The organism is Salicibibacter halophilus (genome assembly GCF_006740705.1).
In the GTDB taxonomy this organism is placed as follows: Bacteria; Bacillota; Bacilli; order Bacillales; family Marinococcaceae; genus Salicibibacter; species Salicibibacter halophilus.
The window spans coordinates 561,998-588,574 of the sequence record NZ_CP035485.1; the positions used below are offsets into that span (position 1 = coordinate 561,998).

A 26,577-nucleotide genomic window follows, 5' to 3' on the forward strand; every position below is an offset into this window, starting at 1 on the left:
GTTATGTCTCCTTTGCTTAATAGCCGTTGGCTTGCCGTTCGTGATTCACCTGATTTTTCTCGAAGTACGCTTCTTCTACTTGTTCTAACGTGAATCCAAACGCTTCTTTCCCAATCGCCAAAAACACGCCCCAAGCCATTCGAAAAAAGTATTCTGGCAGTGTATAACTGATGATCTTTTCTTCGGATTCTCTTTTCATGTAGGATTCTGTAATCATGTTATTTAACTCGATGAACGTTTCTGATACATCTTCTTTTGCTTCCACTTCTTCAATTGCTCCGTCGACTTGTTCTTCGTATAGGAATAGCGCTTTTTCCCACCCTTGATGAATCGCTATGGACAAGAAAAAATGGGTTACATCGACATATTCTTCAAGCAATCCTTCGCGCGGGTTTGGGTCGTTGCTCCAAAACTTGAAGCCGCGCCAATCGTTTTGTACTTCTCCTAATTCGACAATCAATGCTTGAAATAAAAATGGAAGCCTGTCCATGCCTTGCAAGTTATGTTTTTCGATAATGCTTTCGTCTAGTTCTCTTTGCGTTTCCAGTAATTTTTGTAAGTCCATTAAATCTCCGCCCCTTCTTTGTAGTCGTTCCATTTCCTTCTTATCCTCCGAATACGCCTGTTCACTGATTGCGCGTAAACCCCTAACCTTTGCGCTACATCTTCTGTGCGTTCGTCTTTTAACCGCGAGCGCACAATGTCCAAGTCGGTTTTATCTAATCGGCTCATGAAATCTCGCACGAAAATTGCTGTATAATCGCCGTCTTTTCCGACGCTTTTATCGAAGTAACCTTTGTCGCCCTCGCCTTCGCCCTGATAATCTGAAAAGGTTAATAGTTTCTTGTCTTGCAAGTAGCTGTAAGCGAATCCTATTTCTTTCTTTGAGAAGTCGGGGTAATGCTTTTGCGCTTCTGCGATGGTTGCACCTTCTAATCCATCGCGCTTGATCGCGTGTTCTAAATCCTTGATGTAAACAGGCACATATGCGCCGCTATTGTATTTTTTGATCTCTCGCATGGACATAATATATAGATGGTGGTAGGCATACGTAACAAACGTGAGTTTCTCTGGATTGTGCTTTTCAAAGATTTTAAGGAAGGTTAAGCGCACTACCTGTGTAATATCTTCAAGTTCAAGCCCTTGTTTGTAGCCGATACCTTTCAATCTTTGGGCTGTCTTGTGGATAAGTTTTTCGTATTGCTCCAAGGCTTCATCTATCGTTAAATGCTTTCCGTCAAGTTCTTTTATTGTCATGTTCCTTTCTCCTTTTCAATGAGCCGCGTAATGTACCACATCGCCTTATCTAAATCCTCGATGCCGTTCTTTTTATCCCATCGCCATAAGTATTTGATGGCGCTTGCTGTAGCGAATGCTTTTTCGCCGCTTAAATCTTTTGTTGCTTCGTCGATGGCTTCAAGGCATTTTGTATCGTTGTTGTAATGATCGGGGCTGTCCTGCCCTTGTTTTTCTTCGTTTTCCATGTCGTTTTCTAGCTTTTCAATAACATCTTCGATGCCTTTGTTGTACGCGAACTTTAAGAGGTCAACCATTCAACATCACCTTTATATAATTCGTTTAGTGAGTCGTGCTTCTTATGCTCGAAGTAAACTCTTTTAATGCCTGCCGCTATAATCATCTTTCTGCATTGGTGACAGGGTTCATGTGTCACGCGCATGTATGCGCCTTGTGCCTTTTCTCCTGCTTCCATGAGCGCCGCCGCTTCTGCGTGGACGGTATTTATGCAATGTCCGTCATGATGGCATTGAACACCGTCACAAGGGTTTATTGGGCGGTTTGTTCCCGCCCCTACAATCCGATTGCCGCGATAAATAACGGCTTTCACCTTCAATTTTTGGCAGTAATCCGTTCGCATGGTTATTCTGCCGCCCGCATTATGACAACGTAGTAAGATTGTCCGTTATCATCTTTCTTTTCGAGGATATTGCCCATTTGCTCATAGCCACGTTTTTCATTGTCCAATATCGCATAATAGATTTCTTGAAGGGTTTGTCGTTTGATCTTGAATCGCATGTTATAACCGCCTTTTCATGTTGGTAGGGTGATTCGATGGTTTAGCTTCTTCTTTTCTCTGAATGCTTCTAAGTGTCGATGAAGTGATTTCCTGTATCTTGGTTGTAAGTAGAAATTTAGTTTGTTTGAATCGTCGCTCCAGGAAAGCGCCTGTTTTTCTTCGACAATCATTTCTACAACTTCACATAGATATATGATGTTATTGGATGCAAATTGCTGATAAAGTTCTGCGAGTGTCGGGTTGTCATGCATAGTTATCACTGTATTCTTGCGTTGATTTGTTGAATCGGAAAGGAAGGCTTTTTGTCATGCCATCCCTGTTTTTACGGATGATAAATTCGATTTCGCTTGTGTTTGATTCGCCTTGTTCCTGGTAGTCATCGCGGTAAAGGAATGCGATTAAGTCGGCAATTTGTTCGATGCCGCCACTGTCTCTAAGGTCTGCCATTGTCGGGCGCTTGTCCTGCCTGCCTTCAACGGCGCGGCTTAACTGCGATAAGCATACGACGGGTATTTTGAACGTTTTCGCGATGTCTTTAAGTCCGTTTGTCACGCTATCGACTTCAAGATCACGACGGTTGCTGTTCCGTTCCGTTGGATTAATCAACGTGAGGTAATCCACATAAACAACATGGTCCATGTCTGGGTATCGTCGGATGTTCTCGCGAACCGCCGCTTTCATTTCTGCGACATCGAAAACATCGTCGCGAACGTCCATTTTCATAGATTGCAAGTATGCAACGCCGTCGGCGTATTTCTGGTATTTTTCCGCATCCCCTGTAAGATATTTGTTCACTTGCTTAACTTCTCCAAGCCTTAATTTCGTCGATGCCGATAGGATGCGGTCGATAATGTCGCCCGCCGACGTTTCCAACGAAAAGAACGTCGTGAAAACGCCTTTTTTCTGCGCTTTAAGGGCTGAGTTAAGCACGAATGCTGTTTTCCCTACGGACGGACGCGCCGCGACAATATGCAATTTCGACGGTTGCCATCCGTTCAGCGTTAAATTCAAGTTCAAAAAACCTGTATCCACGCCCGAAATTCCTGTTTCTGGGCTTTGTTCATGTTCGATCATTCGTTGCTTTACTTTCTCGCTAAATGAAACAGGCGGTTTCATCGTAGCCGTTTCATAAGGCTGTAAATCACTTATAAGAGCCGTTATATCTTCGATGCGACTGTTACCCTGTGAATCTTCCAGAAAAGACTGTGTGAATCTCCTAGCCTTCTCCACTGCGAAGAATTTAAGAATGACTTCTTGTTGATACTTAAAGTTCTCTTTTGTAAGGAACGCTTCGCGTACTTGTGTAAGATGAGCGAAGCCGCCCATATTCGTAAGCGTTTGTTGATCTTGCTGTATAAGCGTGTGGTAAGTGGGGCGTGTATCCTTTGCGGCTAACGACTGCATGGTCTGAAAAATAGATTTATGCCGTTGGTCGATGAAATGATCGACCGTAACAAGGCATTCTTCTAAAAAGTCGGGTTCTTCCATGAGGGTAGCGAGTAAGATGCCCTCATTCTGGAATTGTTCGTCGTAAATGTGTTGGTGCCGCATGGCTTATCCTCCTGCTTGTTCTTGCTCTCTCTGCCTTCGTTCTTCGTTTTTTCTATCAAGTTCCAGTTCAGCTTCTATTTCTTCTTTGGTAATGTAATTAAGATTAGGGTCCTCGCCTACCTTTGCAGGCTTTTCAAATTGAAGAACATTGCCTTTCATAGGTTCTTGGTAATCATCGAACGTTCTTTGGTTCAGAAATGTTTTAGGATGCTGTATAAAACGATCTTCCGTTCCTTCCCTCTTTATATGATCGTTGTAATACTTCGCACCTCTTATCATTTCATCGGCGGTTGCTCGTTCATCGCTCTTTTTGTGATTGATGCGAGCGAGGAACTTTTTCTTCGCTTCTTGCTTGTTTCTCTTTTTGGGGTAGTTGCTCCAAAACTCATTGAAATAATCAGTGTCAATTTGCACGTTATTTTCTTTACTATACTCTCCTATACTATGTGTACTTTCTGATGTCTGTTTCTCTACTGCATCTGAGTTTCTGATGTCAGAAACTAAGTTAATTCTGTCGGGAACGGTTATAAGGGTGTATTCGCTTTGCATAGTAACCTGGGTTCTTTTATATACTGAATGCACAAAATGATCTTGTATTCTTCTCGAAGTAAGGACGTTGTATTTGTCATAGATTGACTTATCGAATATCTCCCATTTGATGCAGTCGTCTACAATCGCCCTCGTTTCTTCGACTGGAACATTCACTTTTTTGCTAAATAGCAGTTGTTCTTTTTCATTCCAATCAACGTAATAACCTTGTGAATAAATGCGCATGAACATTTTTATAAGAACGGCAAACCCTTTCGGTCCGTGTGTCGCTTCAATTAATTCGGATTCATCATCTAACTTTACGTCTAACGCGAAATAATCAAGCCCTTGCTTTGTCGGTCTAGCCATCGCTTTTCCCTCCTTTCCGTCTTATTCGAAGTGATTTCGATGCTTTTTCATCCATGAACCCAAGAAAGATGCCAAGAACGAATCATTTCTAAAACTTCTATCGCGCAACCTGATACATCTTCGTATATCTCTGAACCTGTAAAATGAAATACGGTGTACCCTTCTAAAAACAACTTTCGATCTCTTAACTTGCCTTTTTTAACCTGTTCTTTCGTTTTTTCATGGAAATCGTGACCATCGCACTCCACGATCAATTTTCTTTCCACTCCATTCACTGAAACAGTTGGCTTCCACGTAATAAGAAAATCGGCTACATAATACTTGTTTCTGTTGTTTAGTTTGATTGTCTTTTGCGGTTCTAAATCGACGAATCCTATTTCCCCTAGTTCTGAATCTGACTTAATGAGATTTAAAAGTTCGATTGCCATTGTTTTTTCAATAGGGCTTTCTGTTTTTTGTAAAATGTTATCTACCTGATTGAAATAAACGCTCAACGTTTCCAACAACTTTTCTTGTATTTCCTCGTTCGACGAATATTTTTCGCGGATATATTCTTTTAACAAGTTCATCGCAATTCTCCTTTTTCGGGAATAAGAGAGGGGGACCCCTTCATCAGAAAGGTAGGTCCTCATCATTGATCTCGACTTGTTGACCGTCGCCATACAGCGCTTGTGTTGCATCGTTTGTGCCTGCATCGTTTGCGCCTGCATCGTTTGCGCCTGCTTCGTTGTTACTTTGGCGCTGTTGTGATTTTGGCTCTAGGAACTGAACGCTTTCCGCTACTACCTCAATCGCTGTTACGTTTTGCCCATGCTTGTTTTCATATCGACGGCTTTGCAATCGCCCATCTATCGCTACAAGGCTTCCTTTTCCTGTATAGCTAGCCGCGTTTTCTGCTTGCTTTCGCCAAACGGTGACATTGAAGAAATCCGCTTCATTTTCGCCATGCTGATTTTTAAAGGGGCGATTGACGGCAATTCCGCCATTCGCCACACCGTACCCACTCGGCGTATATCGCAATTCCCAATCTCTAGTTAATCTTCCAATCAAGGTGACATTGTTCAAACTCATTTGATAAGTTCCCCTCTCTTGTGTTTGTGTCTGTATACTGCAATCAATCTCCTGTTTGTATTGAAGTGATTTGCTATATCTTTGTTTTTCATATCAGTTTCAAACAGCGAGGAAAGTTCTTTTTTGTTAATTTCGTAGGTGTCCTTTATTTCCGAAATCCCTTTAATCTCAATGTTATTTTTTGATAATAGTTTCCTTATAGAGACATGGGCGCATTTATATTTTTTGGAAAGGGTACGAATGTTTGTATCAGAATCACTTTTGTATTCATTGATGATTTCATTTGCGTACTTACTAACGTTACTATTCACCAAACCAGTTTCATGAGCGTGTGACATGTTCTCTTTCTGGGTACACCATTCAAGATTATCGGCATTGTTATTAATAGGGTTTCCATCAATATGGTTTACATTAGGTTTGTTGCCAGGGTTTTCAATGAAGGCTTTAGCCACAAGCCTATGAACCTTTACGCTTTTTCTCCTTCCGTTAACTCTCAAATCCACCTTCAAATAACCTGTTGTCGTTTTTGATTTATTTAAGATCCTTCCTTTACTAAACCTAAAACCACGACCGTTATAAACTTCCCTGTCTTTTGACCTCACTTCACCTGTATTGCTGACTTGATAATATTTTTCATATCCGTCTATATCCCGCCATATGGTTTCTTTCATACGGCTTGACCCCCTGCTTGTTCTTGTTCATTTTTAGCTTGCGCGTACCATTTTTCTAGCTTTCGTAGTGCTTCCGTCGCTTCTTTTTCTGTTACTTGCTCTAAGATGCTAATGCCTAGAGAAGAAAAGATTTTGTCCATCGGTGCATTCCGCATTGTTGATAAGGCTTTCGCCGCTTTTGTAATGTCGTCCTTTTGCTTCATGCTAGCCAGTTTCGGTTGCTCTGTCTGCTTCTGTGCTTGATTCTGCGACGTTCTTTTCTGTTGTCCTTGTTGTGGTATTTGTTGCGCTCTGTTTGCCTGCTGTGGCTTATTTCCTTGTGTTGTGTCGGGGTCATCGTCGTCGGTAGGAACACCGAAAAACTTCAAAAGAAAATAACGTTCACTGTACGTAAGCCCTGAACCGAATGCTTTGGATATATCATCTTGTGCGCCGTACAGCTTCCAGGGAATACTGATGCTTTCGCCACTCTCGGCATCTATCCACGTATAAGTGATGTTTCCGCGAACAATGTAATTTTTCCCTTCCTTCTCATCGGTGATATTATCCATTTGCGGCATAAGGATTAGACCAACCTCGTCCATTTTTCCTTTGATTTTTGAAAGCACCTGCGAACCGCTAACGTAGCTGTACTTATATCCTTTGCTGTCTTTCTGGAAATAATCTATTTCCTTTCTGACTTCGACGATCTTCTTAAATAGATTTGTGTTATTCGCTTGTTCATCCATCTTTGCAACCTCCTATTTAAATCTGACTGATTCGGTCTGTATGATCTCCGCACCTTCTGTTTCGTCGCCCTCTTTCAATGAGTTCAGCAAACCTTTTCGATCAATTTTCGGTTCTTGTTCAATGAAGAACGCTTTCGGTATAAGCCCCTCGTCAATAACGCGAACGCTCGGTGGATTGTTTTGGACGTTTGCGGTAAATACTGGCGTTTTCACTTTCCGTTTGCCTGTTTCGATCATGCTTTCCGTTAAATCTTCCTTCATGCGCTTCACTTTGTTTTCTGCCGCTTTCCTTCGATCTGCAAGGCGCTTTTCTTCTGCTTTCATCGCGTTTATATCAGATTCGATGTTTTTAATAACGTAGAAGTAACCTTCTGCTTTTCCGTCGATAGAATCTTCAATCGCCTGCAAGGTATCCGTGAACTTTTCCGCATCCGCGCCTTCTTCGATCAATCGTTGAATCAGTTTGTAGTTATCCGTAAGTTCGTACAGGCTACTCATTGGGTTACTCCCTCCATTTCGGGGAACAGTTTCTGTTTCTCTTTTTCGTTAAGAATCGCGATTAATAAGAAAGAGTGAAAACGTGCGGTTACACGGTAAAATCCTTTTTGGTGTTTCATAGCTTTCATTTCATAAACAACATCCAACTTCGCGAACGATTGCGCGTTCGTATGAATTTCAATTTCACCGTTTATATTCTTGGATATGTTAATAACTCCGAGTTTGTCCAAGTGTTCAAATGCTTCAGAAGCTAGGTTTCCGTATTCTCTCATTGCGTGTAATTTGTTCATGGGTTTACCCCCTGTTCCATTGCGCCGCTTCCTGATATGCGTTACAATGGAAATACTAATAAGTTTTTTGCCTTCAACCTCATGTGTTACCGCACATGGGGTTTAATTTATTTCCTTTAAATCGTTCATTGCATGATTGACAAGACAATGTATATCCCCACATATAAGCATCCCTTCGCTTGATTCATAGGCTTCAAATTTATCGGTTATTTCCCATTCGCAATACTCACACTCGCCAATGATGGTTGGTTCTTCTCCGACATAACCTTTGTTTTCCATTTCTCGTATCACTGGGTGATCGGGTATCATTACAATCCACCTCTGCCATCAAAAACGCTCCCTAATGTCAAACACGTTAGAACTGAACCGTAAAATAAAATCAGTAATGTTTTATCTTTCATGCTTCTGCCTTCTCCTTTTCCATTTGCGCCATATTAGGCAATACAACTTCATTTGCTACGCTTTTTGCAGTCCACTCATCCTTAACCTCATCAATGTTCAGTTCAATGTCTCTTTCAGCCGCATACATCATGCTTTTTATTGCGGGTTTTAAATCGTATAAATCCATAAAGTTATTTTTGATATCGTCGATGTCGATGTTTTTATTTGGTCGCCGTTTGGTTATGGCTCTTTCAATCTCATCCAATGAATCAAGCGCCGTTGTTAGCTGTTGCCGAGCATTCATGATTGATTCTGGCAAGCGTTCGGATAACTCAGGATGAACAGGCGGTACAGCGAACGGATGCAAGCCGTAAATGTTAGCGACAATATCCCAACCCTCTCGCCAACCTGTTAATTTGCACCACTCAGCCGCCGTTTCAAGGCGCGGTTCCACTTCTCCAAGTTCGATTTTTGATACTTGTTTTTGCTCTAAAAACAGCTTTCTTGCCAACGTCGTTTGTGACGAAATACTAGGATTTTGGCTATTTAGACGGAAATGTTTGAGCCAACTTCCTAGGTTCTTTCTGGAATAGTATGAGTTCACCTTTCTCACCTCTTTGTTTAGCGTTTTTATTCCATTAGAATATAATTAGACAGCATTCATCGTTGATTGATTCATAATCCAACGGTCAATGGTGTTTTTCTCGAAAAATATTCTTGAACGGACGCGGAAATGAGGTAATTCCTTTTTTCTAACCATTGAGTAAATCGTGTCAGTGTGTACGTGGAGATAGTCAGCAACTTCTTTTACGTTCATTGTTTCGTTCATTATTGTTTCTCCTTTCAGTTTGATTCCGTTAAGTTAAATTTTGTAACATTATCTTCAAAAAAAAGATCGGGAAAAAGTTCTTTCATGTCTTTGTCGAAAAAGTTTTCGTATTTGAGCATTGTTTTTCGACCTGCTGAAACGTAACCATGTTCAATCTTTCTTACGTAAATGGTTGATATACCAAGATTTTCAGCAAGTTTCGCTTGTGTTAATCCCTTTTCTTTTCTGAGGGTGATAAGTTTTTCACGTTTCATTTTTTTCACCTCATTTCTGTTAACTTTTTTAACGCTATATTTATAATATAAAGGTTACATTACTTAACGTCAACAGTTTTTTGTTAAAAAAAATAACAAACGATAAATATTTTACCGTTATTCGTGTATACTAGGGGGTGATTTGAGGTGATTTTAACGGTGGAACAAAAGAAAACGCTAGGTGATAGATTAAGGCTTTTACGCGGGAATCGAACGCAAGATGCAATCGCTCGCGGTGTTGGGCTTCAACGGTCAAGATATACACATTATGAAAATAACCGAGTCGAACCAGACGTTGAAACGATACAGAAGTTATCCAATTACTTTAATGTAACAACCGATTACTTATTATGTCTGTCTGACGACCCGCAAGGAAGAAGCGAAGAAATAAAAAAAGAATTTAACGACCCGCGTATTGACCTAATGTTTAGAGACCTCCAAAACATGACCGACGAAGAACTTGAAGAAGCCTTTGAAATGTTTAAATATATAAAGTTTAAATATGGGGATAAAGGATACAAGGATTGAAGGAAATTTTGAGTAAATAAAGTTAATTACTATATAAATATGAATTCCTTGCCAAATAAATATTGTATATATTAGGATGTACAAGTGATTATTTCGTAGGGGGCATAAAAACTTATGAGTGAAGAAATCAAAAGTGAACAAAAGGTAAAAAAACCTATTTACAAACGTTGGTGGTTTTACGTCATTATCGGCGTTGTCGTTATCGGGGTTTTTGGGGATGCGGATGATGAAGAAGTAGCAAGCGATGAAGAAGCAGAAGCAGAAGAAGCGAGCGAGGAAGCAGACACGGAAGCCACGGAAGATGAGGAAGCAACTGAGGAAGAAGCTACAGAAGAAGAAAATGGCGATGAGGAAGAACAGCAAACATATTCCCTAGATGATGAAATTGAAATCGACGACCATCACTTTGTTGTCCATGACATTGATACAGCGACGGACATAGGAAGCGAACACGTACCACATGAAGCAAGTGGAACATTCGTCTTGTTGGATGTCACCTACACAAACAATGATAGTGAATCTGTTCGAATGAGTTCCAGTGATTTTCAGTTAGTGCTTGATGATTCGACCTACGATTCGGATACAGGCGCGATCATGCGAGCAAATCAAGAAGGAACAGACACAGGCGATACATTCATCGGTGAACAGGTGAACCCTGGTTCTGAGATTAATTCAACGGTCGCTTTTGATGTAGCCGACGATGTTGCAGAAGATGAAGATTTACAGTTAAAAATAGACGTTGGCATTTTCGGCGGTGAAGAAGCAATCGTTGACTTGCGATAAATAACAATAGCCTTGTTTTTTGCAAGGCTTATCTTTACAACTATTATAGGAACATACGTTTGTTAGGAAGGGTATTTGTTGCTTACTTACACACATCTTGAAGATTATATAACATCATTATACGGAGTAATGTCTATATACAGACCAGAACAATTAGACATGAAATCCATTGCAAATTATCTAGGTGTTTTTATTGAACCTAGTGAAACGGTTAGTTTTAATACAGGGAATATAATTATCGTTCCAAAAAATCACCCTCACATCTGGGAGTTGTTCAGTCATGAGTTATCGCACGTTCTGTTAAATAAAGGGAATCAAAAAAGAATGGACGAAAGGTTTTTATACTATCAAGAAAAGAAAGCAAATCACTTCTCGTATCATTTCGGTATACCTACTTTTATGTTAGAAAATCTGGAACTTCCTCAAACACTCAAAACTGCTTCTATGTACGTAGCAAATCTATTTCATGTCACGTTTGACTTTGCTTTAAAACGCTTGAAACAATACCTATCCAAAAAGTTCCTATATACTTTAGAAAGGAGTTGTTAGGAATGGGAAGCATAGAAAAACGCGGAAAAGGAAAATTTCGTTTGTCCGTTGTCATCGGATATACGGAAAAAGGAAAAGCTATTCGTGAACGTCGGACGGTGCAAGCGAAAAATATAACGGAAGCCAGGAACGAACTGGCGAAGTTTGAAGCTGAGATTTTAACCGATCAATACGTAAGACCTGAAAAAATGATGTTACGTGACCTCTACGAACGTGAATGGCTAACGAAATATGCACCTGAGAAATATTCTCATAAATCCCTTCACTTATATATAAGCATTATTGAAGATCGTGTTTTACCTACGTTTGGGCGTATGAAACTATCAGATATAAAAACGATTCACGTTGTTAATTTTATCGACGATTTAAAAAAAGACGGAAAGCGTTTAGATGGAAAAGAAGGAGGGATTTCCCCTTATACAATACAAAACATTCACCAAGGGTTAAGCAGTTTGTTTATCTGCGCTCAAAAATTCGGTTTAATAAAAGATAATCCTGCTTCTGGCGTTTCCCTCCCTTCAACTGCAGGTCGTAAGATTAAGCTAGATTATTCGCTTGAAATGGTCTGGGAAATGATCGAAGCCATTAAACACGAACCCTACGAAAAGCAAGTTATATTTTGGATAGCCTTTGTCACCTCGGCGCGTTCTTCGGAAATCGCCGCGCTTGAAGATAAACACATACTAAGCGATGAAAATGCCATCCGTTTTGAGCAATCGTTGCATCAAATCGTTGGCGGGGGTTTTGGCGTTAAATCCATTAAGAACAATATAGAGGGTACAACAGCCATACCGCAAGAACTAACAACAATGATTGAAAAACTATTACACGAAAAAAGGAAAGACAAGATAAAAATGGGGAATAAGTGGGCTTATGATGACAAAATTTTTCTGCTCGCTAATGAGTACGGCGAACCTTTTCGCCCTGAGAGCATAAGTAATTGGTGGCTTAGGTTTATCAAACGACACAACCTTAAAAAAATCCGCTTTCATGATTTGCGCCACTTATCCATTACATTCCTTATCGGCAAAAATGTTCCAATGAAGTCTATAAGTGAACGTGCAAGGCACTCGAATATATCGACGACGATGGATGTATATGGACATAATATCGTTGATGTTGACCGTTTAGCCGCCGACCATTTCAGCGAGTTTTTCGATCAAAAAAAGGCAGGGGAATAATCCCTTGCCTTTCTTCATTACACGAGAACGTAAGTTCTAAAATGAAGGGGATTTGAAAAATTCTGCCCCAATTCTGCCCCAATTCGGGAATAACAGCTCTTGTAAATACTGTAATATCAGTCGTTGAATTTTTCAATGAACAACGGCTGATATTGCTCACCACGTATCGCTGCTTCAATGGTTTGCGGTATATCTTCCATTCTCGCCACGAGAGAGGTTGGTTTTTTATACGGGTTATCCTGGCCAAGCGGAACGAAGTACACATGGTGCATTTGCAGCAATTTTGCCAAATTAGTGGCATTTAACCCGAGCGCATCGTTTGTGGAGATGGCTAATACGATCGGAGAACTGTTTCGCAAGGTTGCTTTTGCGGCCATGAGAACGGGAGAATCATTTTGAGCATTAGCAAATTTGCTCATGGAACTTCCTGTCATAGGCGCGATTAACATAGCGTCCAAAGGCGTTTTTGGACCATAGGGTTCTGCTTTTGGAATGGAATCCACCGCTTCATGGCCGGCTGCCTTTTCGATCGCATCCAGCCAATGATTCGGTGTGCCGAATTTTGTCTCCGTCGTCTGTATCGTGAAGCTTACGAATGGGATTACTTCCGCCCCTTCATCTTTAAGTCCGTTAATCATCGGAATTACTTCTTCCAACGTGCAATGGGATCCAGTCAATCCAAAACCGACCCGTTTACCGACGAGCATCATGGTTATCTTCCTTTCTTATTTTCAGAATTCAAAATCGCCAATGTCACAATGGCGAGGATATCCCCGGCCGTTTCAGGAGCTACTTTTCCCGGTAAACCCGGTGCTTCCTGCGCTTTTAATCCGAGTTGACCGGCGGCTTCCATATCAACACCTCCGGGGCGGCTCGCGATGTCGAGGATATAACAATTTTTCTTTACATGGGGTAATGTATCTTTTGTGAGGACGGAAGCCGGAATGGTGTTAATGCAAATATCGGCGCCAGCAAGTTCCGTTTGCATGGTGCGCAGGCTTAGGACGCCATGGCCTGCCTGGTGGGCTCTTGCCTTTTCCGTATCCCCATCTGTCACGACTGTCACTTTTGCTCCAACGGATTGAAAAAGATCAGCAAGTGTCTTTCCACAACGGCCAAAACCGAGGATAACGACTGAAGCGTTGTGAATGGTGGCCGTTGTGTTTTGCATCGCCAGCATTAATGCCCCTTCGGCTGTCGGAACGGAATTATAAACAGCGACATCATCCCTTTCCATCCAACAGACGAGGTTTTCGCCCATATCTTTTAGGAAATCCGTCCTGATCCCGGCGAAAACGAAGCAGCTGTTTTGTTTTTTGGCAAGCATTTCGCGTGTAACGATAAGCGGCTTCGGTGCATATTGCGCTTCTACCTCTCCGTCCGCATCCACCCCACTAACCGGGAAAAGGATCGCGCTCAATTTCTCCCAAGGAACTTCCGACAACGCATGCTCGGTAATATTGGCATCCAAAAAAGAAAGTTGGTCAAATCCAACCACCGAAATATGTGCAACGCTTTTTTTCAGTCGATGCACGAGTTCCACTTGACGGCGATCTCCTCCGATGACAGCGACATGTTCGATGACCTCCACCTCCTTATTGACCATTGCCTTGATAGAATATGTGCAGGTGCACAGTTCTGTGAGGTTATTCATCGTTTCAACATGTCTATTGGACAAGGGTACCTGCATTTTGAGAGACGGCTTTTTATTGATTAGATGGAATTTTTTGAAATATAAAAAGAAAAAAGACCCTCGAAAGGGCCTTTTCTCATCGTTGTCTTCCCCATTCAAATGGAACGATTGACGATGATCATATCTTCGCCAATCGTATGGATATGATGCCAGCGAATCTCGAGCGTTTCTTCATTTTTTCGGAAAGGACTCCATCTCGTTGTCGGAAACAAGAAAGCTTCAATTTCCCCGGTGGAAGCATTGACGCGGGCATCTAAACGTCCGGGAACGCCTAAACGCTCGCCTTGTTCGAAATCAACGATTTCCTTTGCGCTCATTTCACTTAATCGCATACGATCCCCCTTGTGCTGAAGCCGGCGGACACTCCTGCCTCGTTCTTCTAAATCTATGCCATGGACGACAATTTAGAACGACCCTTCGGTAATTTTCCGTCCGGGCTTATGATCGAGAGGGCGCAATCATTCTCATAAAGTTTCTTGGCAACTTCTTGGATTTCTTTCGTTGTCACGGCGTCTATCCGCTCTGTTACCGCATCAAGCGATGGGTGTTCCCCAAGGCTCAACTCGTTTTTGCCATTTCTGCTCATGCGACTGCTCGTGCTTTCCAGTCCTAAGACCATGCTTCCTTGCACTTGGGACTTTACATTCTCCAGATCTTTGCGATCGACCTCTTCATTTGCAAAGCGCTCCATTATCGACAAGACTGCCCCTAACACTTCATCAACATGCGCAGGAGCAGTTCCGGCGTAAACCGTTAACATTCCTCCGTCGCGATAAGCCAAATGATCAGAAAACACTGCATACGCAAGTCCCCGTTGTTCCCGGATTTCTTGGAACAAACGACTGCTCATGCTCCCTCCAAGCAATTGATCGAATAAGACCATCGCATATATGTCATCCCCATGAATCGGCACACCATTAAAGCCAAGGCACAGATGGGCCTGTTCAATTCTTTTGGCCCGCGCTTCCTTGTTGTTAAACAAAACGGGAGGTGTTTCATGATTGGGAGGAGCTTCTTTTGCCGAGAGCCCGGAAAATTTAGATTCTACAAAAGATAACAACCCATCATCGATTTTTCCCGCCATTGATATAACGACGTTGTCCGGCCGGTAATGGGTATGGAGAAAATCATGTAATTGTTCACGGCCAAAGGTAGCGACCGTTTTTTCCGTGCCAAGAATCGGTCGCCCCAATGGATGGTTTCCGTACGCGGCGGCATCGAGATCATCATGCACGACATCATCGGCTGTGTCTTCCACCATGCGGATTTCTTCAAGCACGACATTTCGTTCTTTTGCCATTTCTTCTTCGTCAAATATGGAATGAAAAAACATATCACTTAAAATTTCCACCGCTTCTTTTCCATGTTTATCCATGACTTTCGCGTAAAAACAAGTATATTCTTTCGCCGTGAAGGCGTTAACATAACCGCCAATACGGTCAAAGCTTTCTGCAATCTCGGTGGCCGATCGTTTTTTCGTCCCCTTAAACAGCATGTGTTCAAGAAAGTGGGTAATGCCGTTTTCTTCAACTTTTTCATCCCTCGACCCCGTGTAAATCCAGATGCCGATGGAAAGCGAACGAACATGTTCCATCGGTTCATAAACGAGGCGAAGCCCGTTTGGCAAATTCATTCGTTGAACAATAACTCATCGTCCTCCTCTTCCTCTGATGATTTCTGCGGTCCGGTTACGCGATTTTCGCTCATGACCGTTGAGATCGGACCGATCTCCAAATCCTGCTCCCGAATCTGTTCGATCATCGCGCCAATGCCTTCAGCCGTCGGTTCTGTGGGGTGCATTAGGACGGTTGCTCCCGGGTGGATATGATTCGTTACTCGTTCCACCATAGCATCCGGATTAGGGTTTTGCCAATCAATCGTGTCAACGGTCCATAGCACGGTATACATGCCTAGTTCATGGGCGATTTCCACCACTTCATCCCTGAAACTTCCCGATGGCGGCGTAAACCATTCCGGCTGTTCATTTAACGTTGCCTCAATTACTTCATTCGTTTCTTCCAATTCGTTTCTTATTTCTTCCGCGGATAAAGAAGCCATATCCGGATGGGAATAAGCATGATTGCCGATTTCATGGCCTTCTTCCTTAATCATGCGGGCGAGGCGCGGATAGTCGCGTACCCATGACCCATCCAGAAAAAAAGTTGCCTCTACATCCTGTTCATTTAACTCGTTTAAAATCGCTGGAAGGTGTTCGTTTCCCCAGGCAACATTTATGACAAAGCCGACCATCGGCTTGTTCGGATTTGCTTTATAAAACGGCGTCGGCGGCAAGTCTTCGTGGGACACCTCAGGGGCCATGTCACGGAAAACAAGAAGTTCGTCGGCGTAACGGTCATGTTCTTTCATGTTTTCGTATGATTCGGCAACATCGATGACTCGACCGTTATAACCGGGAATGCCTTTCCAAACATCATCTATGAGAGCATCAATGGGCGGTTCATTGAATTCCTCTTCCGCTTCTTGAATCTGCTGACGGATATCTTCCCCGCTTTCTTCCGTTTGCAATTCTTCTGCTTCTTCTGTCCATGTATCAACCGTATCCTCCGATGTATGCGGAAATTGCCAAGCGGTAAAACCTACAATGACAACGAGAAGACCTATGAATAGTTGCAAAAACCTCGTTTTAAACATCATTTCGCTCACCCCTCGTCCCATTTTATGCGAGAGTTAAAGCGTTATGTTAGGTGCGAGCGGTCTTGTTATCCGAAAAAAAGACAGTAAAAAAACTTGGTTGTTCGACCAAGTTTCTCTTTCTTATTAATGATTATTCGTCTTCGCTTAACAACACTTTCCGGGATAGATTTACACGGCCTTGATTATCGATTTCCGTAACTTTCACGTTCATCGTATCCCCGATCTTTACAACATCTTCTACTTTGTTCACACGCTCTTTTGCCAATTGGGAAATGTGGACGAGTCCGTCTCTTCCTTTGAACAATTCCACAAAAGCTCCGAATTTCTCAATTCGTTTCACTTTGCCTTCATAGATTTGTCCGACTTCAACATCGCGGACAATATCTTCGATCGTCTTTTTCGCTTTTTCATTCGCGCTTGCATCCGTCGAGGAAATGTAGACGGTGCCGTCTTGTTCAATATCAATTTTTACGCCTGTATCTTCGATGATTTGGTTAATCATTTTTCCGCTAGGCCCAATCACGTCGCGGATTTTGTCCGGTTTGATATGCATCGTGAGAATTTTCGGCGCGTAAGCGGACAATTCCGGCCGTGATGTGCTGATGACATCAAGCATGCTTTTTAACACTTGCATACGCGCGGTACGCGCCTGCTCGAGGGCTTCTTCCAACACTTCACGGGTAATCCCTTCGATCTTAATGTCCATTTGCAAGGCGGTCACCCCTTCGGATGTCCCGGCCACTTTAAAGTCCATATCCCCGAGAGCGTCTTCCATTCCTTGAATATCGGTCAACACGGTTACGTCCTCTTCTTCTTTCACAAGCCCCATAGCAATTCCAGCAACCGGTGCTTTGATTGGAACGCCGGCGTCCATCATCGCGAGCGTACTCCCGCAAATGCTTGCTTGTGATGACGATCCGTTGGATTCCAAAACTTCGGAAACGAGTCTGATCGTGTAAGGAAACGCATCCTCATCGGGAATCACTCTTTCCAATGCCCGCTCGCCAAGCGCACCATGGCCGATTTCCCGACGTCCGGGGGCTCTCATCGGGCCTGTCTCGCCCACGCTAAAAGGCGGAAAGTTGTAATGGTGCATAAACCGCTTTGATTCTTCCTCGCCGAGCCCGTCGATGATTTGCACGTCTCCAAGGGCGCCCAACGTACAAACGCTGAGGGCTTGTGTTTGTCCACGCGTAAATAATCCCGATCCATGGGTGCGCGGCAAAAGCTGAACTTCGGAAGATAGATCACGGATGTCTCCCGGTCCTCGTCCATCAGGACGAATATTTTCTTTCGTAATCAAACGGCGAAATTCTTTTTTGAGAAGGCTTTGCAAAATTTCCTTTACATCTTCGTGATATTCTTCGTCAAAGTTGGCGATGATGGATGCTTCCACTTCTTGAATGGCTGCATCACGCTCATGTTTTTCCTTGACGAGTACAGCTTCTTTCAATTTTCCTTCGGCTTGATGACGGACGTCTGTTTCCAAATCAACATCCGGTTGTTTCAACGTCACTTCCATTTTCTCTTTGCCTATTTTAGCGACGATTTCTTCTTGAAATTCGACCATTCGTTTAATTTCCTCATGGGCAAACAGAATGGCTTCCAACATTTTTTCTTCGGATACTTCGTTTGCACCCGCTTCGACCATGTTAATAGCTTCTTTCGTTCCCGCTACCGTAAGCTCCATTTCGCTGTTTTCCGCGTTAGCGCTCGTCGGATTGACGACGAATTCGCCATCGATTAGGCCTATTTCTACACCGGCGATGGGACCTGCAAACGGGATATCCGAAATCGAAAGCGCCAATGAGGATCCAATCATTGCTGCCAGTTCCGGAGATGCGTCCTGGTCGACACTCATCACTGTGCTGATCACCTGGACATCATTTCGGAAACCATCTGGAAACAACGGACGAATCGGTCGGTCAATAAGCCTGCTCGTCAACGTAGCCGCTTCTGACGGCCGTCCTTCCCGCTTAATAAATCCACCGGGAATTTTTCCGGCTGCATACAAACGCTCTTCATAATTCACCGTTAATGGAAAGAATGGCAAGTCTTTTGGTTCTTTTGAGCCGGTCGCAGTGGTAAGCACGACACTATCGCCGTATTTTACGAGTACCGCGCCATTTGCTTGTTTGGCAAGTTTGCCAATCTCGAAGGTCATCGTGCGACCACCGACATCAAGGGAAAATTCTTGTTGTTCACTTTCCATGCGTATACCTCCTCGTACTAAAATAAATACAGTTGATTAACAAGGGCATAACCCTTGGGATATCAAGCTTTATTGCTCTTTGAAAACTGAATCAGAAATTGTTCGTTACTCAATTTCCTACTCTTTTTTCTCCCTTTTATCCCTTAACTACTGAACAGCTGCAGCGGGAATGCAGTCAAGGGCGCGCGATAGCGCGGGCGTAGCCTTTACCCTTGACGGAATGGACGATGCAGCTATCATCCTTCAAGGGATAAAAGGGTAGAGCGATTCAAAAGGATTGCAGGATCTAAGGAGTTTCTTGATAATATCGGTTGGATATAGGGGAAGTGCGACGCCTCCTTGTTGCACATTTTGCATGTGACTTCTCCTTAAGAGTGCGCCCCCTCCTCTTCCGGTACTTCTAACGCGCAGTTTGTTCCTTTGAGTTCTAGTATCAGCGAGGTTGTTGATCCGGTTGAGGCTCTGGGAACTCCTATATCTTGCAATCATAAATTTCTTTTAGGTGGTGATTCACTTGAACCAGCTTTTTTGTGGCATTGATATTGGACTCAAGACCTTCCAATTTTATGCCATGGATCAAGATGGGAAAGCGGTGGGAAAACCCAAACGCTACCCCAACAATCAGACAGGTGCTGACCAATTGGTTGACCATCTCGATGAACTGTTGGAGCAACAAGGCTCCCCCGCCCTCTCTATTGGCATGGAAGCGACCGGTCTGTATTGGTTCCCTCTATTTCACACGCTTCAAGAAAATGAGCGAATCAAACAGTGGGAAACCCGGCTCATTTCCATGAACCCAAAGATCGTGGAGGCCTTCCGCGGCGCTTATCCCGATGTGGATAAAACCGATCCCGTGGATGCATTCATTATTGCGGATCGGGTTCGGTTTGGACGGGGGATCGCTCCCCAACACGTTCATAGTGAACAATATCTGGCCCTCCAACGACTCACACGGTTTTATATTCACCTGACCGAGCAACAGACCAACCTGAAGAATTATGCAGGATCCTTCCTGTATCTCACCTTCAGTGAATGGGTCAGAACCCAGCCGTTCTCTGATCGCTTCAGCGTGACGGCAACCAAGCTGATGAAAAAATACAAATCAGCAGATGCCATGGCTGATCTTACAACCGATGAGCTTCGTGAACTGCTGGTAGACTTTAGCCGCAATTCCTTTCGTGATCCGGAAGAGAAGGCCAGGCAGCTTCATCAGTTAGCCCAGGATTCCTTTACTATCCCGGATGGGTTAGTGGATTCCGTTCACCTATTGGTCAAGCAAACGCTGCAACAACTCGAGTTGCTTGAAAAGCACATCAAGCGCCTGAAAAAACGGATTGAGAAGATCATGAAGGGAATCCAGCATCCTTTGCTTTCGATTCCCGGCATTGGATCTGTCACGGCTGCTTTATTGATCGCCGAGATCGGAGATGTGCACCGATTCCCCGGTCAAGCTCAGCTAGCCAAATATGCCGGCCTGACATGGAGGAAACAAGCGTCCGGCAACTTCCGTGCTGAAGAAACATTTATGACCAAATCAGGCAACAGCTACCTGAGACACGGTTTTTTAATAGCCGCTCAATCCCTCGTCAACCATAACGAGGAATATCGCGCCTATTACCAGCGGAAGTTCAGTGAAGCCCCTCGCCATTCACACAAACGAGCGCTGTCGCTCACAGCCCGTAAGCTCGTGCGTCTCGTATATGCCATGCTCTCAAATAATCAACTTTACATGGCCCCTGAGGAGCGCACCGAGCAAAAGCAGGAGGTGAAAGAGTCAACGGAGGCTCCTGATGAGTCCGTCGTCGGTGAAACACCTGTTACGCAGCAACCCAATAGCTCTGAAAGCTCTGAACACAAAAAAGTGAAGAGCACGGCTGCTGCAAGGTCGTCATCGCGACAAAAAGAACTCAATGGGTCCAAAAGCCCACCGGAACAATACGCAGTCAACACGTAACTCTTCACTTGCCTTCAATCTAAACAGTTTCAGCATTGAAGTCAAGCGCATGTGAACTGACAATCGTTCCTTTTATAGCCTTTACTACCTTTGTTTTCCAATAACAAAATGAAGGCTTGTTAGGTATACCCAAAATTCGCTGACATGGCATCACTCCTTCAATTGACTCGGTAAATTCTTTTAAAAAATTACTTGACTTTTACCGCAGTCTTTTTATTCATTTTCGCCCCGCACAGGCGAATATGCTTTCTGTTCATTCAGCTAGAAAAAAAGCGGGATCAACGCCCCGCTTTTTGCTTTACCCCGTAGCAAGCGGCGGGGGTTGCCGATAGCAGCAAGCACCGTGGGGAAGAATCCCCCCCTGACAGCCTTTGTTATCGACGCAGTCCCAGCTTGCGGATAATATCCCGATACCTTGTAATGTCTTTCTTTCGTAGATACGTGAGCAAGTTACGGCGCTTCCCAACCATTTTGAGCAATCCGCGGCGCGAATGGTGATCTTTTTTATGGGTGCGCAAATGCCCGTTCAATTCGACGATTTGTTCTGTAAGGATAGCGATCTGAACTTCCGGAGATCCGGTATCCGAATCGTGCACTTTATACGTATCAACAATCTCTTGTTTACGTGCTTGCGTTATAGCCATCCTTTCCACCTCCTTTTTTTATTTCTCCACTTCCCTCGCTTACCGCCGGTGGCGCGTGTAGGCCAAGGAAATGGCATGGCGGTCATGATAACAGACCACAACGAATACAATACCTTTTTTTTTACGAGAATGCAAGGCGTTCATCCCATTTTCAGCTGTGAGGAGTAAATTTAATCATATGCCTGTCATCAGAGAAAGGCATTTTATTTTTAAGTAAAATTTTTGGCTCAACACCAAAATCTATGGTTGACTAAGCTCATATTTCCATATATTGATTCATGTAGTCTTCATTACATTCAACAAGAATGCGTTGGTGGTAAACATTAGGATTTCTCGTGAAATAATGACGCCGTTGAAGCGCTTTGATTTTGTTATGCCGCCCTTCAACAACGGCATTCGTGTAGCGTAAACGATGATAATTAACAATCTCTTTCTCCCAGTTCTTCAAGGTTTTCAGACATTCTTCGCTCGCTTGGTGCTGGATGGCATGCCCTTGTTTGTACCATTTTTGGAGTGTTATGGCCGCTTGCTTGGCATTTGTACTAAGGTCATACCATTCGATAAAGGCTTCCTTCCACTCGTACGCTTGGGCGAGTGTTGGATGGTAATGAATAATGGTTTGCACAGTTGCTAGTTCTTTGTCTGATAACTCATCTCCGCGCTTTGCCAGAAGCCGATGATTCCTTTTCAGTTTTTTCCGAGCGTGCGGGGGCAATCCTTTCTGCACATCGCGGCGAACGTCTTGAAGGGCTTCGGTCACATAGCGATTCACATGGAATCGATCAACAATCCGAATAGCCCGGGGGAACCAGGAACCGATCACTTGGTGATAAGTGAAACTCATATCCATGACGACGGCGACGGGATTCAAAACATGGAGAAACGGATGCGCTTCGGCATACGTGTGTAAATCTTCTTTTTTTCGCCCAGAGATGATATCGAGCATACTTCCGCCTTTTAAGTCATGGATCCCGGTGTTATAGGTATGGCCCTTACGGATCGCAAAATCATCGATCCCTAAAACCAAGCCCTGTCGATCCATCGCATCTTGAAAGCATGTCTGTTGCGTTGCTTCACTTTCGATTTGGATACCGACCTTAAAGAAACGTTCGACCGTTGTGTAAGGGGCTTCTTCAAATCTTGCCAAGCTTTTTACGGTTGTCCCGTGGCCTTTTTGAAGGCATTGGTTTTGAAAGGCGATCGTATAACGCTTTTTCGGAGCTACAAAATCATATTGCCATACAAAGTTAGCCCCGCAGTTTTGACACTCCAAAGCAATCGCCTGGAGCAACAAGTAGGTGTGTGAAACACCCATGGATAAATGACGAACACAGCGTTTATATGGTGTCCCGTTTCGTTTCACCTGTTCCGAGTGACAAATCGGACAAGGTTGGATACGATCGATAGGCATTATCTCAAAGATTATGTTCTTCTCGTTATCGAGATAACTTTGTTTAATATCGATGGCTGGAAGTCCGAGCAATTGCTTGATACAATGATTGTGCACCTGATCACCCCACTATGGTTTTTGGTCGCACATTCATCATAGCAAGGGTGACGGGTGCTTTTCATTTATTTGGGTTTATTACCATATTTGTCCTTAGTTTTCAGCCATAGATTTTAGTGAAGACCCAAATTTTTCCATTTTATTTTCCGGTCATTTCGACAAAAAAGACAAGCCGAATTTTCGGATGGTATTTTTTAAAAAATTTTCGTTCGGTCTTTTATTGGCATCACATCCTTGCTATACTAAACCCATCAGGTAAGCCTTACCTGTATAGGTTTTTTAAGGTGCGAGATATCCTCATCTGTTAGCAACCGTGTGCGAATGGCTTCTAACAAGTTTGAGGATATTTCTTTTTTGCTTTTTCTGGTCCTTTTAAGCACGTCCAACCCTTTTTCATACAGTTGCATGAGGATATCCGTGATTTGCGTAAGCAGGTAATGGTTCTTCATCGCTTGATAATCATGGCTATTTGCATGCTCAATATGATAGCGATGATTTTTTTGATGATTGAATCCTTGGTTTTCAATGTGCCAGCGGCTGCGACCCGCACTGATCAGCGCCTTCGCATTTCGCTCGTTCACCTGGATGTTGGTCAAAAATAAAAACTGTTTTTGTTTTTCCTGTTCCTCGACCATTCCCTCTAACATATTCACCGTTCTGGCTTGGTAGGCTAGATCATTTGCCCAAAAGACATTTTTCATCGTGGATTTCTCTAGCTTTTTTTGGGCTTGAAATTCGTCTCCTAAACTTTGGATGCGGCCTTCTTTAAACCGGAGAATATACTTCCAACGATACTGTTCACATAGTTGAAAAACGCCTTCGCAGGCATAAAGGCTATCGCCCAGAATACAGATCGGCAACCGTTTGAATGTCTCTTTAAGTTTTTCTGCTAATCGATAAAAAGCCTTGAGTTCGCAATCTTGTTTGGGCACATCCTTCGATTCATTTTCAATGAACTCGGAGCCGATGCTCAATACCATATCGCCGACCATCAATTTGGCTTCGAGCACATGATGCATGTACACCGTTCGTTTCTCTCCAGTTTCTTCATCGGTGTAAACCCGTCTCAAACAGTGGTCACAATGCTCTTCGTTAAAACTGAAAAGACCTGTCCCATCAATGATGACACCCCAATAACCGCCTTTGATTCGGTATCTCTCCAAGCTTCTCTTCTTCAATAATTCTTGGATGATGTAGGTTCGGATATGTTCCAGTTCCTCAGGCGATACATTCATTAAAAAGTCATTGATCGTGTCGTAGTGCGGGATTTCGTCCAGGCTTTCCAGTCGCAAGACCTTTTTGAGGTTTTCGATGCATTCGTCTCGATTTAATTGATGGCTCATCTCCCTCATGCTTTTACAATTCGATGCATTCTTTATAATGATCATTAGAAGAAAGAGATCGGGGCCATACGTCACATAGCTTTGATGTCTGGGATCTTTCACACGTTTCAATTTTCGATCGAGATCCTTACAGAAATGTTCCTTGATTTTTACGAACTCGAAAAAATAGTTCGCGTCCTTATCGAGCTCCCTTTTTTCTTTCCTGGTCACCATTTCACATTCCCCCTAGAATACGCCTTATAGAAGTATTTGGTATACTTCATTATACCATTTTTGGAATATTCTAGAGGTATATTTGATAGAATTTAGTACGAAAAATATTTACTCTTCAGTGCTGTCCCATTTTTTTATCATTTTCATTGACTGGGCAGATCGCCCATCGATGCGCGTTATCTTAAACTTTCTTCCATATGGTTTTCAAAATAACGATAGGCTGTATGCTTGTCTGATTCCATTTGGCTGATCAAGGCGTCCGCGGAATCGAATTTTATCTCCGGGCGGAGCATCGTCAGCCATTTCATCTCTACGCGTTTTCCGTAAATATCGTCATGAAAGGAGAGAAGATGGGCTTCGATCAACGGCTCTCTCTGCTGTTCATGAAAGGTCGGGCGATATCCGAAACTGCAAACCGCCGGCTGATCCGTTCCATCGATTTGCACATACGCGCAGAAAACCCCGATTGGCGGCAATACATACGGATAATCAAGCGCTATATTCGCGGTCGGAAACCCAATATCCCGTCCGCGCTTATCCCCTTTCACGACTTTTCCGTGCACCGTATGGGGACGTTTAAGCAATGCATTGGCTTGCTCCAAGTCTCCGGATTCAATGGATTCGCGAATACGGGTGGAACTGACTTTTTCTCCTTCTCTCTCCCACTTTGTTACAGCTGTCGTTTCAAATTTTCCACGGGCGTGGCTAGACAATGTTTCCATGTTGCCTTTTCCGAATTGGCCATAAGAAAAGTCAAAACCGGCAACGGCATGAACGACATGAAGCGGAAGGATATAGCCATCCACAAATTGTTGCGGCGAAAGGGAAGAAAGTGTTTTGTCAAAAGTGACAACAAAAAGCCGGTCCACCCCCAATTCCTGCAGGCGGGCTTCTTTGATCGGCAAAGGGGTCAGTTCGGGATAATCTTTCCCTTCATAATCCTTGGACAGCACCGTGCGCGGATGTGGGTGAAACGTTAAGGCGGCCGCTTCGACACCTTTTTTTTCCGCTTTCGCCATTGCTGTTTGTATCACTTTTTGATGGCCTTCATGCACCCCGTCAAAATATCCCAGTGCCAGCACTACGGGAGGGCGTGATTCACGCTCAGTGGCTGTTAATTCCGCCTGTAAATATTCCACTTCCATATCTTCGGCCTCCTACCTACTAGCGGTGCGCATCTCAATGTCCCTCATCCACCCTCAGCATTACATCCGGTTTAATCATGCCTTGCTTGCGAGGATGCGGTTTGTAAATCGCAAGGGCTTGACTTTCTTTCGTAAACACGAGCCGTTCCGACCGTGGATAAGTACTTGCTGGCAAAACGGCACCGTTTTTAATTTTTTCTAACTCCCGGTCGCTGACCTCGTAGTGAAGGTAATCCCGGAGCACATACTCTACGGGCAACAGGAGGTCCTCCACGCGTCCTTCTTCGGAACGCCCGTCCATTTCCGAAATGCTCATGCATGCGTTTTGCCCGATGCCTGCACTCATTGTTCGTCTTAACATTGATAAATGGGCGGGATATCCCAAGTGCCTTCCGATTTCTACGGCAAGCGTTCGTACATAGGTTCCTTTCGAGCAGGCAACCGAAAAAGGGATCAAAAGATGATCCCGATCCGCTGACCAGGCTGTATCCCCGGTACGGTTGAATGCATGCACCGTAACCGTACGGACCGGACGTTCAACGGTTTCTCCTGCGCGGGCATACTCGTAGAGCCTTTTGCCATTAACTTTTACCGCTGAATACATCGGGGGCACCTGCCGTAATTCCCCGACCAATGACGCGAATGCCCATTCCAACTCTTCATCCGGAATCGCGTCTTGCACTGCTTTGCGGTCGAGCACTTCTCCCCCCGTGTCTTCCGTCGTTGTCGCGCTCCCGAGCGCAATCTTGCCTTCATACGCCTTCGGACCTTCCATTAAAATGGGAACGAGTTTAGTAGCCCGCCCGACACAAAGGGGGAGCACGCCCGTAACATCCGGGTCGAGCGTTCCCGTGTGCCCGATTTCACGCGTGTTCAACCAACGCCGGGCCCGAAGCACACAGTCGTGTGAAGTCATTCCGGCCGGTTTTTCCAACGGCAGAATGCCACTAACGTTCATTGTCTCA

The 26,577-nt window shown here is 43.8% G+C and carries 33 protein-coding genes; 5 read left to right on the forward strand and 28 right to left on the reverse strand.

From position 1 onward, the window contains the following. Positions 1-16: 16 nt before the first annotated feature. From EPH95_RS02820 to EPH95_RS02895, 17 genes are all read right to left on the reverse strand, one after another. Positions 17-565: a dUTP diphosphatase gene (locus EPH95_RS02820; RefSeq protein WP_160141567.1), complete on the reverse strand. Its 549-nt coding sequence runs from the start codon at positions 563-565 to the stop codon at positions 17-19. Then, a complete protein-coding gene (locus EPH95_RS02825) occupies positions 565-1,257 on the reverse strand; it encodes a sigma-70 family RNA polymerase sigma factor (RefSeq protein WP_142087159.1) in 693 nt (230 codons plus the stop codon). The genes EPH95_RS02820 and EPH95_RS02825 overlap by 1 nt, the downstream gene beginning before the upstream one ends. After that, entirely contained in the window at positions 1,254-1,553 is a 300-nt protein-coding gene (locus EPH95_RS02830; RefSeq protein WP_142087161.1) for a DUF3310 domain-containing protein, read from the reverse strand. Before EPH95_RS02830 ends, EPH95_RS02825 begins: the two co-directional genes overlap by 4 nt. Further along, the gene (locus EPH95_RS02835; protein ID WP_142087163.1) at positions 1,538-1,876 is read right to left on the reverse strand and encodes a deoxycytidylate deaminase; all 339 of its coding nucleotides are present in this window, start codon (positions 1,874-1,876) and stop codon (positions 1,538-1,540) included. Before EPH95_RS02835 ends, EPH95_RS02830 begins: the two co-directional genes overlap by 16 nt. A 2-nt stretch (positions 1,877-1,878) precedes the next feature. Further along, a complete protein-coding gene (locus tag EPH95_RS18605; RefSeq protein ID WP_160141569.1) occupies positions 1,879-2,034 on the reverse strand; it encodes a hypothetical protein in 156 nt (51 codons plus the stop codon). Between the two features lie 244 nt (positions 2,035-2,278). Next, entirely contained in the window at positions 2,279-3,586 is a 1,308-nt protein-coding gene (locus EPH95_RS02840; RefSeq protein WP_142087165.1) for a replicative DNA helicase, read from the reverse strand. A 3-nt stretch (positions 3,587-3,589) separates the two neighbouring features. Then, positions 3,590-4,483: a DUF4373 domain-containing protein gene (locus tag EPH95_RS02845; protein ID WP_142087167.1), complete on the reverse strand. Its 894-nt coding sequence runs from the start codon at positions 4,481-4,483 to the stop codon at positions 3,590-3,592. Between the two features lie 47 nt (positions 4,484-4,530). Next, positions 4,531-5,052: an endonuclease domain-containing protein gene (locus EPH95_RS02850; RefSeq protein WP_160141570.1), complete on the reverse strand. Its 522-nt coding sequence runs from the start codon at positions 5,050-5,052 to the stop codon at positions 4,531-4,533. 43 nt (positions 5,053-5,095) lie between these two features. Beyond that, positions 5,096-5,554: a single-stranded DNA-binding protein gene (gene ssb / locus EPH95_RS02855; RefSeq protein WP_142087171.1), complete on the reverse strand. Its 459-nt coding sequence runs from the start codon at positions 5,552-5,554 to the stop codon at positions 5,096-5,098. Next, positions 5,551-6,225: an NUMOD4 domain-containing protein gene (locus tag EPH95_RS02860; protein ID WP_142087172.1), complete on the reverse strand. Its 675-nt coding sequence runs from the start codon at positions 6,223-6,225 to the stop codon at positions 5,551-5,553. The genes ssb and EPH95_RS02860 overlap by 4 nt, the downstream gene beginning before the upstream one ends. Further along, complete coding sequence (locus tag EPH95_RS02865; RefSeq protein WP_142087174.1) at positions 6,222-6,953, reverse strand: ERF family protein; 732 nt, start codon at positions 6,951-6,953, stop codon at positions 6,222-6,224. Before EPH95_RS02865 ends, EPH95_RS02860 begins: the two co-directional genes overlap by 4 nt. A 12-nt stretch (positions 6,954-6,965) precedes the next feature. Next, a complete protein-coding gene (locus EPH95_RS02870; RefSeq protein ID WP_142087175.1) occupies positions 6,966-7,451 on the reverse strand; it encodes a siphovirus Gp157 family protein in 486 nt (161 codons plus the stop codon). After that, complete coding sequence (locus EPH95_RS02875; RefSeq protein WP_142087176.1) at positions 7,448-7,741, reverse strand: hypothetical protein; 294 nt, start codon at positions 7,739-7,741, stop codon at positions 7,448-7,450. The genes EPH95_RS02870 and EPH95_RS02875 overlap by 4 nt, the downstream gene beginning before the upstream one ends. Positions 7,742-7,843: 102 nt before the next feature. Next, on the reverse strand, positions 7,844-8,050 hold the full coding sequence (locus EPH95_RS02880; RefSeq protein ID WP_142087178.1) for a hypothetical protein: 207 nt from the start codon (positions 8,048-8,050) through the stop codon (positions 7,844-7,846). 88 nt (positions 8,051-8,138) lie between these two features. Next, the gene (locus tag EPH95_RS02885) at positions 8,139-8,735 is read right to left on the reverse strand and encodes a helix-turn-helix domain-containing protein (RefSeq protein ID WP_160141571.1); all 597 of its coding nucleotides are present in this window, start codon (positions 8,733-8,735) and stop codon (positions 8,139-8,141) included. Between the two features lie 36 nt (positions 8,736-8,771). Further along, positions 8,772-8,951 (reverse strand): helix-turn-helix domain-containing protein, encoded by a 180-nt coding sequence (locus EPH95_RS02890; RefSeq protein ID WP_405127413.1) that lies wholly within the window; start codon positions 8,949-8,951, stop codon positions 8,772-8,774. A 14-nt stretch (positions 8,952-8,965) separates the two neighbouring features. Further along, positions 8,966-9,205 carry a helix-turn-helix domain-containing protein gene (locus EPH95_RS02895; protein WP_142087182.1) on the reverse strand — a complete coding sequence of 80 codons (240 nt, stop codon included), beginning with the start codon at positions 9,203-9,205 and terminating at the stop codon, positions 8,966-8,968. 147 nt (positions 9,206-9,352) lie between these two features. On the opposite strand from EPH95_RS02895, the gene EPH95_RS02900 reads away from it, so the two are divergent. The 4 genes from EPH95_RS02900 to EPH95_RS02915 all read left to right on the forward strand — a co-directional run bounded on the left by EPH95_RS02900 (position 9,353) and on the right by EPH95_RS02915 (position 12,246). Next, the gene (locus EPH95_RS02900) at positions 9,353-9,733 is read left to right on the forward strand and encodes a helix-turn-helix domain-containing protein (protein WP_227004027.1); all 381 of its coding nucleotides are present in this window, start codon (positions 9,353-9,355) and stop codon (positions 9,731-9,733) included. Positions 9,734-9,847: 114 nt separating this feature from the next. Next, a complete protein-coding gene (locus EPH95_RS02905; protein ID WP_142087183.1) occupies positions 9,848-10,516 on the forward strand; it encodes a DUF4352 domain-containing protein in 669 nt (222 codons plus the stop codon). A gap of 159 nt (positions 10,517-10,675) precedes the next feature. Further along, the gene (locus EPH95_RS02910) at positions 10,676-11,065 is read left to right on the forward strand and encodes an ImmA/IrrE family metallo-endopeptidase (RefSeq protein WP_160141572.1); all 390 of its coding nucleotides are present in this window, start codon (positions 10,676-10,678) and stop codon (positions 11,063-11,065) included. A 98-nt stretch (positions 11,066-11,163) separates the two neighbouring features. Then, positions 11,164-12,246, forward strand: coding sequence for a tyrosine-type recombinase/integrase (locus EPH95_RS02915; RefSeq protein WP_227004028.1), 1,083 nt, complete (start codon positions 11,164-11,166; stop codon positions 12,244-12,246). A gap of 116 nt (positions 12,247-12,362) precedes the next feature. Here EPH95_RS02915 and EPH95_RS02920 read toward each other — a convergent pair whose 3' ends face one another. The 6 genes from EPH95_RS02920 to EPH95_RS02945 all read right to left on the reverse strand — a co-directional run bounded on the left by EPH95_RS02920 (position 12,363) and on the right by EPH95_RS02945 (position 18,806). Continuing rightward, complete coding sequence (locus EPH95_RS02920; protein WP_142087188.1) at positions 12,363-12,956, reverse strand: dipicolinate synthase subunit B; 594 nt, start codon at positions 12,954-12,956, stop codon at positions 12,363-12,365. Between the two features lie 2 nt (positions 12,957-12,958). Next, positions 12,959-13,852: a dipicolinate synthase subunit DpsA gene (gene dpsA / locus EPH95_RS02925; RefSeq protein ID WP_160141573.1), complete on the reverse strand. Its 894-nt coding sequence runs from the start codon at positions 13,850-13,852 to the stop codon at positions 12,959-12,961. 182 nt (positions 13,853-14,034) lie between these two features. Further along, positions 14,035-14,271, reverse strand: a complete 237-nt coding sequence (locus tag EPH95_RS02930; protein WP_142087191.1) for a YlmC/YmxH family sporulation protein — start codon at positions 14,269-14,271, stop codon at positions 14,035-14,037. Positions 14,272-14,324: 53 nt separating this feature from the next. After that, positions 14,325-15,584 carry a M16 family metallopeptidase gene (locus EPH95_RS02935; protein WP_405127448.1) on the reverse strand — a complete coding sequence of 420 codons (1,260 nt, stop codon included), beginning with the start codon at positions 15,582-15,584 and terminating at the stop codon, positions 14,325-14,327. Continuing rightward, on the reverse strand, positions 15,569-16,594 hold the full coding sequence (locus tag EPH95_RS02940) for a polysaccharide deacetylase family protein (RefSeq protein ID WP_227004029.1): 1,026 nt from the start codon (positions 16,592-16,594) through the stop codon (positions 15,569-15,571). Before EPH95_RS02940 ends, EPH95_RS02935 begins: the two co-directional genes overlap by 16 nt. Positions 16,595-16,724: 130 nt before the next feature. Further along, on the reverse strand, positions 16,725-18,806 hold the full coding sequence (locus EPH95_RS02945) for a polyribonucleotide nucleotidyltransferase (protein WP_142087194.1): 2,082 nt from the start codon (positions 18,804-18,806) through the stop codon (positions 16,725-16,727). A gap of 514 nt (positions 18,807-19,320) precedes the next feature. On the opposite strand from EPH95_RS02945, the gene EPH95_RS02950 reads away from it, so the two are divergent. Beyond that, the gene (locus tag EPH95_RS02950) at positions 19,321-20,760 is read left to right on the forward strand and encodes an IS110 family RNA-guided transposase (RefSeq protein WP_142087195.1); all 1,440 of its coding nucleotides are present in this window, start codon (positions 19,321-19,323) and stop codon (positions 20,758-20,760) included. Positions 20,761-21,134: 374 nt separating this feature from the next. On the opposite strand, the gene rpsO is transcribed toward EPH95_RS02950, so the two are convergent. The 5 genes from rpsO to truB form a co-directional block, all read right to left on the reverse strand. After that, positions 21,135-21,404, reverse strand: coding sequence for a 30S ribosomal protein S15 (gene rpsO / locus EPH95_RS02955; RefSeq protein WP_142087197.1), 270 nt, complete (start codon positions 21,402-21,404; stop codon positions 21,135-21,137). A gap of 256 nt (positions 21,405-21,660) precedes the next feature. Continuing rightward, positions 21,661-22,815 (reverse strand): ISL3 family transposase, encoded by a 1,155-nt coding sequence (locus EPH95_RS19170; RefSeq protein ID WP_227003908.1) that lies wholly within the window; start codon positions 22,813-22,815, stop codon positions 21,661-21,663. Between the two features lie 347 nt (positions 22,816-23,162). Beyond that, positions 23,163-24,467 (reverse strand): transposase family protein, encoded by a 1,305-nt coding sequence (locus EPH95_RS02965; RefSeq protein WP_142087198.1) that lies wholly within the window; start codon positions 24,465-24,467, stop codon positions 23,163-23,165. 176 nt (positions 24,468-24,643) lie between these two features. Beyond that, entirely contained in the window at positions 24,644-25,612 is a 969-nt protein-coding gene (gene ribF / locus EPH95_RS02970; RefSeq protein ID WP_142087200.1) for a riboflavin biosynthesis protein RibF, read from the reverse strand. 34 nt (positions 25,613-25,646) lie between these two features. Continuing rightward, positions 25,647-26,570, reverse strand: a complete 924-nt coding sequence (gene truB, locus EPH95_RS02975) for a tRNA pseudouridine(55) synthase TruB (protein ID WP_142087201.1) — start codon at positions 26,568-26,570, stop codon at positions 25,647-25,649. Positions 26,571-26,577: the final 7 nt, after the last annotated feature.

Bases quoted from the DNA above. Each gene is read 5' to 3' on its own strand.
- EPH95_RS02820 (WP_160141567.1), bottom strand. From the start codon at position 565: ATGGACTTACAAAAATTACTGGAAACGCAAAGAGAACTAGACGAAAGC.
- EPH95_RS02825 (WP_142087159.1), bottom strand. From the start codon at position 1,257: ATGACAATAAAAGAACTTGACGGAAAGCATTTAACGATAGATGAAGCC.
- EPH95_RS02830 (WP_142087161.1), bottom strand. From the start codon at position 1,553: ATGGTTGACCTCTTAAAGTTCGCGTACAACAAAGGCATCGAAGATGTT.
- EPH95_RS02835 (WP_142087163.1), bottom strand. From the start codon at position 1,876: ATGCGAACGGATTACTGCCAAAAATTGAAGGTGAAAGCCGTTATTTAT.
- EPH95_RS18605 (WP_160141569.1), bottom strand. From the start codon at position 2,034: ATGCGATTCAAGATCAAACGACAAACCCTTCAAGAAATCTATTATGCG.
- EPH95_RS02840 (WP_142087165.1), bottom strand. From the start codon at position 3,586: ATGCGGCACCAACACATTTACGACGAACAATTCCAGAATGAGGGCATC.
- EPH95_RS02845 (WP_142087167.1), bottom strand. From the start codon at position 4,483: ATGGCTAGACCGACAAAGCAAGGGCTTGATTATTTCGCGTTAGACGTA.
- EPH95_RS02850 (WP_160141570.1), bottom strand. From the start codon at position 5,052: ATGAACTTGTTAAAAGAATATATCCGCGAAAAATATTCGTCGAACGAG.
- ssb (WP_142087171.1), bottom strand. From the start codon at position 5,554: ATGAGTTTGAACAATGTCACCTTGATTGGAAGATTAACTAGAGATTGG.
- EPH95_RS02860 (WP_142087172.1), bottom strand. From the start codon at position 6,225: ATGAAAGAAACCATATGGCGGGATATAGACGGATATGAAAAATATTAT.
- EPH95_RS02865 (WP_142087174.1), bottom strand. From the start codon at position 6,953: ATGGATGAACAAGCGAATAACACAAATCTATTTAAGAAGATCGTCGAA.
- EPH95_RS02870 (WP_142087175.1), bottom strand. From the start codon at position 7,451: ATGAGTAGCCTGTACGAACTTACGGATAACTACAAACTGATTCAACGA.
- EPH95_RS02875 (WP_142087176.1), bottom strand. From the start codon at position 7,741: ATGAACAAATTACACGCAATGAGAGAATACGGAAACCTAGCTTCTGAA.
- EPH95_RS02880 (WP_142087178.1), bottom strand. From the start codon at position 8,050: ATGATACCCGATCACCCAGTGATACGAGAAATGGAAAACAAAGGTTAT.
- EPH95_RS02890 (WP_405127413.1), bottom strand. From the start codon at position 8,951: ATGAACGAAACAATGAACGTAAAAGAAGTTGCTGACTATCTCCACGTA.
- EPH95_RS02895 (WP_142087182.1), bottom strand. From the start codon at position 9,205: ATGAAACGTGAAAAACTTATCACCCTCAGAAAAGAAAAGGGATTAACA.
- EPH95_RS02905 (WP_142087183.1), top strand. From the start codon at position 9,848: ATGAGTGAAGAAATCAAAAGTGAACAAAAGGTAAAAAAACCTATTTAC.
- EPH95_RS02910 (WP_160141572.1), top strand. From the start codon at position 10,676: ATGAAATCCATTGCAAATTATCTAGGTGTTTTTATTGAACCTAGTGAA.
- EPH95_RS02920 (WP_142087188.1), bottom strand. From the start codon at position 12,956: ATGATGCTCGTCGGTAAACGGGTCGGTTTTGGATTGACTGGATCCCAT.
- dpsA (WP_160141573.1), bottom strand. From the start codon at position 13,852: ATGGTCAATAAGGAGGTGGAGGTCATCGAACATGTCGCTGTCATCGGA.
- EPH95_RS02930 (WP_142087191.1), bottom strand. From the start codon at position 14,271: ATGCGATTAAGTGAAATGAGCGCAAAGGAAATCGTTGATTTCGAACAA.
- EPH95_RS02940 (WP_227004029.1), bottom strand. From the start codon at position 16,594: ATGATGTTTAAAACGAGGTTTTTGCAACTATTCATAGGTCTTCTCGTT.
- EPH95_RS02945 (WP_142087194.1), bottom strand. From the start codon at position 18,806: ATGGAAAGTGAACAACAAGAATTTTCCCTTGATGTCGGTGGTCGCACG.
- rpsO (WP_142087197.1), bottom strand. From the start codon at position 21,404: ATGGCTATAACGCAAGCACGTAAACAAGAGATTGTTGATACGTATAAA.
- EPH95_RS19170 (WP_227003908.1), bottom strand. From the start codon at position 22,815: ATGCCTATCGATCGTATCCAACCTTGTCCGATTTGTCACTCGGAACAG.
- EPH95_RS02965 (WP_142087198.1), bottom strand. From the start codon at position 24,467: ATGGTGACCAGGAAAGAAAAAAGGGAGCTCGATAAGGACGCGAACTAT.
- ribF (WP_142087200.1), bottom strand. From the start codon at position 25,612: ATGGAAGTGGAATATTTACAGGCGGAATTAACAGCCACTGAGCGTGAA.
- truB (WP_142087201.1), bottom strand. From the start codon at position 26,570: ATGAACGTTAGTGGCATTCTGCCGTTGGAAAAACCGGCCGGAATGACT.